Annotated in this window: 1 protein-coding gene; it reads right to left on the bottom strand. The window is 58.8% G+C overall.

Features of this window, described 5'->3' with window-relative positions:
• A protein-coding gene (locus tag LN450_RS02465; protein ID WP_228892342.1) for an IS3-like element ISXca2 family transposase occupies window positions 1-1,105 on the bottom strand; the annotation gives its coding sequence in 2 pieces (ribosomal slippage) (window positions 1-853 and window positions 853-1,105; 1,106 coding nt annotated over the 2 pieces). This gene is flagged as partial in the annotation.
• Between the last annotated feature and the right edge of the window lie 53 nt (window positions 1,106-1,158).

Below are 1,158 nucleotides of genomic sequence, written 5' to 3'. Positions count from 1 at the left end.
TGCCAGCTAAAACTAGAGGTCTGCGGTTGATGTTGATCACGGAACTCAGCGGGCGTTAGTCCGCCCAGGCTGTCGTGCGGGATCTGTTGGTTGTAGTCGGCAAGCCAGTGTTCGGTCTGTTCGCGGACCTCGCTCAGCGTGCGGAAGAGATGCATGTCCAGCACGCCGCGCCTGTAGCTGCCGTTGAAGCGTTCGATAAAACCGTTCTGCATCGGACGCCCCGGTTCAATGAAGTCCAAGGCGATGCCCTTACGCTCGGCCCACTCGGACAAGGCCAGCGCGACAAATTCCGGCCCGTTGTCCAAACGCAGCTTGTTCGGATAGCCGCGCCAAGCTGCGATGCGTTCCAACGTGCGAATGACGCGGGCGGCCGGAAGATTCAGGTCCACTTCGATCGCCAAGGCTTCCCGACTGAAATCGTCGATGACATTGAACGTGCGAAAACGCCGACCGTCCCATAACGCATCGGACATGAAGTCGATCGACCATCCAGCATTGGGTCGATCACCGCATGCCAGCGGCTGTGGATGACGCGTCGGTACCCGGCGCCTGCTGCGACGACGTTGATTGAGCTTCATCAGGCAATACACGCGCCAGACCCTCTTGTGGTTCCACACATGTCCGCGACGGCGGATGATTTGAAAAAGTTTTCCAAATCCACGCTCAGGAAAACGCTCGGCCAATTCGGACAACAGCGCAATAACCTCATCATCCCGATCGGGACGACGTTGATAGCGCATCGTCGAGCGCGCCACGCCAACCACCGAACAGGCCCGGCGCTCGCTCCAGCCATGCTGCTCGATGAGCCAGGCCAGAAGCGGGCGCTTGTGCGCCGGGTCTACAGTTTTTTTGCGATGACATCCTTCAATGCATGGTTTTCCATCGCCAGCTCGGCGTACATGCGTTTGAGCTTGTTGTGCTCGGTCTCCAGGTCGCGAAGGCGCTGCACATCAGCGGCCTCCATGCCGCCGTACTTGGATTTCCAGACGTAGTACGTCGCATCGGAAATGCCCAGCTCACGACACACATCCTTGACTTGGCGGCCACCCTCGACCTGCTTCAGCGTGGCGACGATCTGGCTATCGGTGAACTTGCTCTTGCGCATTGGTGGTCTCCTTGGTGGCTAGTGTGCCCGGAGACCTCTAGTTATGGCTGGAT

Source organism: Xanthomonas euvesicatoria pv. euvesicatoria (genome assembly GCF_020880415.1).
In the GTDB taxonomy this organism is placed as follows: Bacteria; Pseudomonadota; Gammaproteobacteria; order Xanthomonadales; family Xanthomonadaceae; genus Xanthomonas; species Xanthomonas euvesicatoria.
This window is presented reverse-complemented; position numbering and strand designations above follow the sequence as displayed.